This is a genomic window from Streptococcus sp. HMSC062H02 (assembly GCF_001813005.1).
GTDB lineage: Bacteria > Bacillota > Bacilli > Lactobacillales > Streptococcaceae > Streptococcus > Streptococcus oralis_S.
This window is the reverse complement of sequence record NZ_KV811129.1, coordinates 26,243-34,852: the sequence shown is the minus strand read 5'-3', so window position 1 is coordinate 34,852 and position 8,610 is coordinate 26,243. Positions and strand designations below refer to the sequence as shown.

Sequence of the window (8,610 nt, the reverse complement as noted above, 5' to 3'; positions counted from 1 at the left end):
CCGATTTGACGGATGAGGAGAAAGCTGCAGCGAAAGTCGATGCCAAGGCGAAAGCAGATGAAGCTAAGAAGAACATCGATAATGCAACAACAGATGAAGCAGTATCGCAAGCTAAAACTGCTGGAACAACTGAAATAACTTCAATTAATCCGCAAGCAGTAGCGAAGTCAGCAGCCAAGCAAGCGATCGATGATGCCCTGAAAGCTAAGGAAGCAGCGATTGATTCACGAACCGATTTGACGGATGAAGAGAAAGCTGCAGCGAAGGCAGATGCCAATGCGAAAGCAGATACAGCGAAACAAGCAATTGACGCTGCGACCACAAATGTAGAAGTCGATCAAGCCAAGACTGATGGAATAACCAGCATTGCCTCAGTCAACCCAACTGCGCAAAGTAAACCGGAAGCCAAGAAAGCAGTAGAAGATACCCTGAAGACTAAAAAACTTCCGAATACAGGAACAGCAGAATCGCTAAGTACAATGGTAGTAGCAGCAACTAGCGCTATTCTGGGGTTAGCTCTTCTAAGTCATCGTCGAAAAGAAGATGATGAAGTCTAATTAGGATTTAATAGCTATATTCGTAAATTGACTTTTTCTTCTAGTGAACTAGCAAGTAATATTTAGCAAAAATTTCTCCTAGTGGTAATAACTACTAGGAGAAATTTTATATTAAGCAACTACATAGAGTTAAAATTCATCAAAAGGAAGTTATATTGATTAGTTTTGTAGCTGAGGGTTTATTTCTTTTGTGCTATACTTAAGATATGCATAGAAAAACAGTGATTGATTTTAGAGCTTTGGGGGAGAGATACACCTTCACTCAGCCTATCAAAGAGTTAAAAACGAGAGATTTATCAGAAGTGGCAGACTTGCTGGCACAAGTGGAAAGCTACCAAGAGCAAGGTTATTATGTCGTGGGCTATGTCAGCTATGAGGCTGCACCTGCTTTTGAGAAAAAACTAGCAGTTCACAAACTTCCTCTACTGGGCGAATATTTGCTTTACTTTACCGTTCACGATAGGGTGGAAACATCCCCTATTCCTCTGACTTATGAGGAAGTAGATTTGCCTTCAAAGTGGCGTGAACAAACATCTGCAGAGGACTATGAAAAAGCTATTTCCCAGATTCACCATCATTTGCGTCAGGGGGACACCTACCAGGTAAATTACACTGTCCAACTCAAGCAAGACTTGAGTGTCAATCCTTTTGCCATTTACAATCGTATGGTGGTAGAGCAGGAGGCGGGCTACAATGCCTATGTTGAACATGATGAGATGGCAGTGATTTCCATGAGCCCAGAGCTCTTTTTTGAGCAAAATGACCGTGAGTTGACAACGCGACCAATGAAGGGAACGACTCAGCGTGGAGTGACTGACCAAGAAGACCTTGCCCAGGCTAGCTGGTTGGAGCAGGATCCTAAAAATCGCTCTGAAAATATGATGATTGTAGACCTCTTGCGAAACGATATGAACCGTATTTCTGAAGTTGGAAGTGAGCATGTGGAGCGTCTGTGTCAGGTGGAGCAGTATTCGACCGTTTGGCAAATGACTTCGACCATTAAGAGTCAGTTACGACCGGATGTGGACCTAGTTGAAATCTTCCGTTCGCTCTTTCCATGTGGTTCCATAACGGGAGCACCGAAAATTGCAACCATGGAAATCATCAAGGACTTGGAGCCTCAACCACGCGGAGTCTACTGCGGAACGATTGGTCTCTTGCTTCCAAATGGGCGACGAATTTTCAATGTCGCCATTCGGACTATTCAACTGCATCAAGGGAAAGCCATTTATGGAGTTGGCGGAGGGATTACTTGGGATAGTACTTGGGAATCTGAATACCGAGAGGTTCATCAAAAGGCGGCTATTCTCTATCGTAAACAAGCACGATTCCAATTGATTACAACTGGGAAAATCAGCAAAAAACAACTGCTGTTTGAAGAACAACATCTGGAAAGACTGACAAAGGCTAGTCGTTATTTTGCCTATCCTTTTAATGCAGAAGAACTGAGACAAAAGATAGAGAAAGAGTGTCAGGCCTGCGATTCCCACCAAGACTACCGCTTGCGAATTATTACCAGCAAGTCTGGAGAGATGGAACTCAGTCGCCAAATCTTAAGCCCCCTTAGTCCAAGCTTCTGCAAAGCAAAACTTTGTCTGCAAGAAGCTGATTTGCAGCAAGCATTTACCTACTTCAAAACCACTCACAGACCACATTTAAGCCTAGGTAAACAGGAAAGCATTTACCATAATGCAGCAGGAGAGCTATTGGAAACGTCTATCGGGAATCTAGTTCTGAAAATCGCTGGAAAACTCTACACACCGCCTATCAGACTTGGAATTTTGCCAGGAATTTATCGTCAGCATTTGCTGGAAAGAGGACTGGTAGAGGAAAAAGTCTTGACTTTAAAAGACCTAGCTCAGGCGGAGGCTATCTATGGCTGTAACGCAGTCAGAGGTTTGTATGAGTTGGAAGTGAATTCTAAATAAACTTTATAAATCAAAAAATATAATGTATATATTGAATTGTTGAATTAAGTTTGATAAAATAAAAAGAAAACGATGTCATTTTATAGGAGGAAATGATGAAAAAAACAATTTTGCTGAAAGTGATTCTTACTGTTTTTCCAATTTTAGGTTTGTTTGCTCAACCGGTTAGTGCAGAAGAAAATATTCATTTTTCTAGTTGTAAAGAAGCATGGGAAAATGGTTATTCTGATATCCATAGAGGAGAGCCTGGATATTCTTCAAGACTAGACAAAGATGGTGATGGGATAGCTTGTGAACGTGCAAATGCACCTCGGGGAGTCTTTAAACCACGCCAGTCTAGTCCACAGAATAGAGTTTCTTCTAGTGGATGGGTTAAGCAGGATAGATATTGGTATTATTATTCTGACAATGGTAATCTAGTAACCAATTCTTGGAAAGGAGATTACTATCTCAAATCAGATGGAACAATGGCTCAGAGTGAGTGGATATATGACTCATATTACAAGGGATGGTATTATCTCAAATCGGATGGTTCGTATGCACGAAACACATGGATAGGAAGTTACTACCTTAAAGCAAACGGAAAGATGGCTCAAAGTGAATGGATTTATGATTCATCATACCAAGCTTGGTATTATTTGAAATCAGATGGATCCTATGCCCAAAATGCTTGGCAAGGCGCTTTTTATCTCAAAGCGAACGGTAAAATGGCACAAGGTGAGTGGATATATGACTCTTCTTATCAATCTTGGTACTACTTGAAATCAGATGGTTCATACGCTCGTAATACTTGGCAAGGAAATTACTATTTGAAATCAGATGGTAAAATGGCAAAGAATGAGCGAGTTGATGGTGGCAGATACTACGTAGATGGTTCTGGTCTTTGGAAACCATAAATCAGAATAATTTCTAGGAAGTTAATGCAAACCTTTGCACAAAATGGACGATTTTGTTATACTATATCTGTAAGCATTTTCAATTAAAAAGGAGAAGACGATGAGTCAAAAGATTATTGGGATTGACCTTGGTGGTACATCTGTCAAGTTCGCAATTTTAACTCAAGAGGGAGAAATCCAAGAAAAATGGTCTATCAAGACCAACATTTTGGATGAAGGAAGCCATATTGTAGATGATATGATTGAGTCTATTCAGCATCGTTTGGACTTGCTTGGATTGTCAGCCACAGACTTCCGAGGGATTGGGATGGGATCACCTGGTGTGGTTGACCGTGAAAAAGGAACTGTTATCGGTGCCTACAACCTAAACTGGAAAACCCTTCAACCGATTAAAGAAAAGATTGAAAAAGCCTTGGGGATTCCATTCTTTATCGATAATGATGCCAACGTAGCTGCTCTTGGTGAGCGTTGGATGGGTGCTGGTGAAAACCAACCAGACGTTGTCTTTATGACACTTGGTACAGGTGTTGGTGGCGGTATCGTGGCTGAAGGCAAATTGCTCCACGGTGTTGCTGGTGCTGCTGGTGAGCTTGGTCATATCACTGTTGACTTTGACCAACCAATCGCATGTACCTGTGGTAAAAAAGGCTGTCTTGAGACAGTTGCTTCCGCAACAGGGATTGTCAACTTGACTCGTCGTTATGCAGATGAATACGAAGGCGATGCAGCCTTGAAACGCTTGATTGATGACGGTGAAGAAGTAACTGCTAAAACTGTCTTTGACCTTGCAAAAGAAGGGGATGACCTTGCCTTGATCGTTTACCGAAACTTCTCACGTTACTTGGGAATCGCTTGTGCTAATATCGGCTCAATCCTAAACCCATCAACAATCGTTATCGGTGGTGGGGTGTCAGCAGCTGGAGAATTCCTTCTCCAAGGTGTTCAAAAAGTCTACGATGAAAATACCTTCCCACAAGTACGCACAACAACTAAACTAGCTCTTGCAACTCTAGGAAATGACGCTGGAGTTATCGGAGCAGCATCACTTGTATTGCAATAAGATCATAAAAGGAGAAAAACACTACTTTAAAGCCAGTGATTTTCCTCCTTTCTTTTTTTATGCTATACTAGTTAGGACAATAAATGAGGTGAGAGTAAATGACAAAAGCAGATACGATTTTTAAAGAAAATATTGAACGAATCCTCAAAAACGGTGTCTTTTCTGAGCAGGCTCGTCCCAAGTACAAGGATGGGACTGTTGCCAACTCCAAGTACGTAACGGGTGCCTTTGCGGAGTATGATTTGTCTAAAGGGGAATTCCCCATCACGACCTTGCGTCCCATTGCGATCAAATCTGCCATCAAGGAAGTGCTCTGGATTTACCAAGACCAGTCTAATAGCCTAGAAGTGCTTAATAACAAGTACAATGTTCACTACTGGAATGACTGGGAAGTGGGAGAAACGGGGACCATCGGTGAGCGCTATGGGGCAGTTGTTAAGAAACACGATATCATCAACAAGATTCTCAAGCAGTTAGAAGCCAACCCTTGGAACCGCCGCAATATCATCTCGCTCTGGGATTACCAAGCTTTTGAGGAGACAGATGGTCTTCTTCCATGCGCCTTTCAGACCATGTTTGATGTCCGTCGGGTTGATGGGGAAATCTATCTGGATGCGACTTTGACCCAGCGTTCGAATGACATGCTGGTGGCTCACCACATTAACGCTATGCAGTACGTAGCTCTTCAAATGATGATTGCTAAACACTTTGGCTGGAAGGTTGGGAAGTTTTTCTATTTTATCAACAACCTTCATATCTACGATAATCAATTTGAACAAGCTCAGGAATTGCTTCGTCGTGAGCCGTCAAACTGCCAACCACGCTTGGTTTTAAATGTTCCTGATGGGACCAATTTCTTTGATATCAAAGCGGAGGACTTTGAGTTAGTTGACTATGATCCGGTTAAGCCACAACTGAAGTTTGATTTGGCTATTTAATACTCTTCGAAAATCTCTTCAAACCACGTCAGCGTCGCATTACCGTAGGTATGGTGACTGACTTCGTCAGTTCTATCCACAACCTCAAAGCAGTGCTTTGAGCAACCTGCGGCTAGCTTCCTAGTTTGCTCTTTGATTTTCATTGACTATAAAAGAAAATAAAAAGAAGTTGAGATTTCTCAACTTCTTTTGTTGCTTAATGTGATACGCGACGGCGAGCTGCTTTTTTACGGTTTTCTTCGATGAAAGCTGCTTTTTGCTCTTCTGGCTCAATCACTTTCTTTTTAATTGCGTATACTGCACCTGCAACGGCAGCGACAGTTCCTGCGACACCTGTTACAAGACCTTTAGCGAATCCTTTAGCCATGAGTCTTCCTCCTTTATCTTTCCGATCAGCCAGGCTCCTTAAGTGGTAGCATTTTTCTGACTTAACTTTTTGTGATATAATAATAGTAACGAAAAAATGGAAATTTTTCAAGGAAAAAAGATGAAAACAAAAATAATTGTGATTGTTGGACCGACTGCTGTTGGGAAAACAGCCCTTGCTATTGAAGTAGCTAAGCGCTTTGGTGGAGAGGTGGTCAGCGGTGACAGTCAGCAAGTATACAGAAGGCTAGATATTGGGACGGCCAAGGCTAGCCCAGAGGAGCAAGCAGCTGTTCCTCATCATTTGATTGATGTCAGAGAGGTGACCGAGTCTTACTCGGCTTTTGATTTTGTTTCAGAAGCTAAGAAGGCTATTGAGAATATTCATAACCGTGGTAAGCTTGCTATTATCGCGGGTGGTACAGGGCTTTATATCCAGAGCTTGCTGGAAGGATACCATCTAGGTGGAGAAACACCTCATGAGGAGATTTTAGCTTATCGGGCTAGCTTGGAGCCTTATTCAGATGAGGAATTAGCCCATCTCGTGGAGCAAGCAGGTCTTGAAATTCCCCAGTTTAACCGTCGTCGTGCTATGCGTGCCTTGGAGATTGCCCATTTTGGTCAGGATTTGGAAAATCAAGAGACTTTGTATGAACCTCTGATTATCTGCTTAGATGATGAGCGTAGTCAGCTTTATGAACGTATCAACAACCGAGTGGATCTAATGTTTGAGGCTGGGCTTTTGGATGAGGCCAAGTGGCTTTTTGACCATTACCCTGATGCGCAGGCAGCCAAAGGAATTGGCTACAAGGAACTATTTCCATATTTCCGTGGGGAGCAGACTTTAGAGGAAGCTAGTGAGAGTCTCAAACAGGCTACCCGTCGTTTTGCCAAGCGTCAGTTGACCTGGTTCCGTAATCGCATGCAGGTGACCTTTTATCAGATAGGAGAGTCTGGCGTGAAGGAGCGTATTCTAAGCCAGATTGAGGAGTTTTTAAATGATTGAAACGGAGAAAAAAGAAGAACGGGTCCTGCTAATTGGTGTTGAACTGCAGGGCATGGATAATTTTGACCTGTCCATGGAAGAGTTGGCCAGTCTGGCTAAGACTGCTGGAGCAGTCGTTGTAGATAGCTACAGGCAAAAACGTGAAAAGTATGACTCCAAGACTTTTGTCGGATCTGGTAAGTTGGAAGAAATTGTGCTCATGGTGGATGCTGAGGAAATTACTACTGTCATTGTCAACAACCGTCTGACACCACGGCAAAATGTCAATCTAGAGGAAGTTCTGGGTGTCAAGGTCATTGACCGTATGCAGTTGATTTTGGATATCTTTGCTATGCGGGCTCGAAGCCATGAAGGGAAACTCCAAGTCCACCTAGCCCAGCTCAAATATCTCTTGCCTCGCTTGGTTGGTCAAGGAATCATGCTCAGCCGTCAGGCAGGGGGAATTGGTTCCCGTGGTCCAGGTGAGAGTCAGTTGGAACTGAACCGTCGTAGTGTTCGCAATCAAATCACAGATATCGAACGCCAGCTCAAGGTGGTAGAGAAAAATCGGGCGACAGTCAGAGAAAAACGCTTGGAGTCAAGCACCTTTAAGATTGGCTTGATTGGCTACACCAATGCTGGGAAATCAACTATCATGAACAGCTTAACCAGTAAGACCCAGTACGAAGCAGACGAGCTGTTTGCGACCCTGGATGCGACGACAAAGAGTATCCATCTTGGGGGCAATCTTCAGGTTACCTTGACTGATACGGTTGGTTTTATCCAGGATTTGCCAACTGAATTGGTGTCCAGTTTCAAGTCAACTTTGGAAGAAAGCAAGCATGTGGATCTTTTGGTTCATGTCATCGATGCCAGCAATCCTTATCACGAGGAGCATGAAAAAACGGTTCTGTCTATCATGAAAGACTTGGATATGGAGGATATTCCTCGCTTGACTCTTTACAATAAAGCGGATTTGGTGGAGGATTTTACGCCTACTCAAACGCCGTATGCCCTCATTTCTGCCAAGTCTGAGGATAGTCGTGAGCAGTTGCAGGCTTTATTTTTAGAAAAAATCAAGGAGATTTTTGAAGCCTTTACTCTACGGGTGCCTTTTTCTAAGTCCTACAAGATTCATGATTTGGAAAGTGTAGCGATTCTTGAAGATCGTGACTACCAAGATGATGGAGAAGTGATTACAGGCTACATTTCCGAGAAAAACAAATGGAGGTTAGAGGAATTTTATGACTGATATTAAAACCTTGGCTCTAAAGTATGGGGGTTATACAAGTTTGGATAAGGTCTATCTGGATCAACTTCTAGCTGGCAAAACAGAGCAAGAGCAGTTGGCTCTCATCACACCTCCTCCGAGTGTAGTCAATGCCTACTTTGCTGAACTCTACCAGAAAAAGAGTCCTGAAGCTGCGACGGATTATTTTTTAGAAGTCAGTCATGAACTGAATCTCTACAATGCTGATCCAAGTTTCACCTTTGAAAATAAGCCTTTTATTCGTCTTAATTTATCTGGCAAATCTTTTGGATTTTGCTATGAGAGTGAGGGCTTGGGGCGAATTTTCTCTGAAAATGAAGAGGAAATCTCGGATGACTTACTTTTTGAGATTGCGCAAATTTTCCCCCATCAACTAGTCTTTGAGGAGTCTGGAAAGATTTACATGAAGCCTGTCGGAGATGAAGAAGTTGTTAGTGTGAAGAATCTCACAGCTTTGACTGATTTAGAAAGTTTAGCAGATGGTCGCAAGCGTCTCAAAGGCTACAGCCAAGAGGATTTACTGCAAGAAGCTGTTGCTTTTTCTGGCAGTCGCTATTTCCGATCGGAAAATCGCACAGCTATGTTATATATTGATTAATTAGAAAGTATC

The 8,610-nt window shown here is 42.6% G+C and carries 9 protein-coding genes; 8 read left to right on the top strand and 1 reads right to left on the bottom strand.

Annotated features, from left to right (window positions below):
• The 5 genes from HMPREF2885_RS06190 to HMPREF2885_RS06170 form a co-directional block, all read left to right on the top strand.
• The coding region (locus HMPREF2885_RS06190; RefSeq protein WP_070657495.1) for a DUF1542 domain-containing protein at positions 1-557 on the top strand (557 nt) is incomplete at its 5' end.
• A 206-nt stretch (positions 558-763) separates the two neighbouring features.
• Positions 764-2,485, top strand: a complete 1,722-nt coding sequence (gene pabB / locus HMPREF2885_RS06185) for an aminodeoxychorismate synthase component I (protein WP_070657493.1) — start codon at positions 764-766, stop codon at positions 2,483-2,485.
• Positions 2,486-2,580: 95 nt separating this feature from the next.
• A complete protein-coding gene (locus HMPREF2885_RS06180; protein ID WP_000751033.1) occupies positions 2,581-3,381 on the top strand; it encodes an excalibur calcium-binding domain-containing protein in 801 nt (266 codons plus the stop codon).
• 100 nt (positions 3,382-3,481) lie between these two features.
• The gene (locus HMPREF2885_RS06175) at positions 3,482-4,441 is read left to right on the top strand and encodes an ROK family glucokinase (RefSeq protein ID WP_000078592.1); all 960 of its coding nucleotides are present in this window, start codon (positions 3,482-3,484) and stop codon (positions 4,439-4,441) included.
• Positions 4,442-4,539: 98 nt separating this feature from the next.
• Positions 4,540-5,379, top strand: a complete 840-nt coding sequence (locus tag HMPREF2885_RS06170; protein WP_038804397.1) for a thymidylate synthase — start codon at positions 4,540-4,542, stop codon at positions 5,377-5,379.
• Positions 5,380-5,575: 196 nt separating this feature from the next.
• Here HMPREF2885_RS06170 and HMPREF2885_RS06160 read toward each other — a convergent pair whose 3' ends face one another.
• Entirely contained in the window at positions 5,576-5,746 is a 171-nt protein-coding gene (locus tag HMPREF2885_RS06160) for a DUF3042 family protein (protein WP_001051782.1), read from the bottom strand.
• Between the two features lie 120 nt (positions 5,747-5,866).
• On the opposite strand from HMPREF2885_RS06160, the gene miaA reads away from it, so the two are divergent.
• The 3 genes from miaA to HMPREF2885_RS06145 are packed head-to-tail and all read left to right on the top strand — an operon-like array spanning position 5,867 to position 8,598.
• Positions 5,867-6,751, top strand: a complete 885-nt coding sequence (gene miaA / locus HMPREF2885_RS06155) for a tRNA (adenosine(37)-N6)-dimethylallyltransferase MiaA (RefSeq protein ID WP_000850176.1) — start codon at positions 5,867-5,869, stop codon at positions 6,749-6,751.
• Positions 6,744-7,982 (top strand): GTPase HflX, encoded by a 1,239-nt coding sequence (hflX, locus tag HMPREF2885_RS06150; protein ID WP_000573178.1) that lies wholly within the window; start codon positions 6,744-6,746, stop codon positions 7,980-7,982. The genes miaA and hflX overlap by 8 nt, the downstream gene beginning before the upstream one ends.
• Positions 7,975-8,598 (top strand): hypothetical protein, encoded by a 624-nt coding sequence (locus HMPREF2885_RS06145; RefSeq protein ID WP_000129699.1) that lies wholly within the window; start codon positions 7,975-7,977, stop codon positions 8,596-8,598. Before hflX ends, HMPREF2885_RS06145 begins: the two co-directional genes overlap by 8 nt.
• The last annotated feature ends 12 nt before the right edge of the window (positions 8,599-8,610 follow it).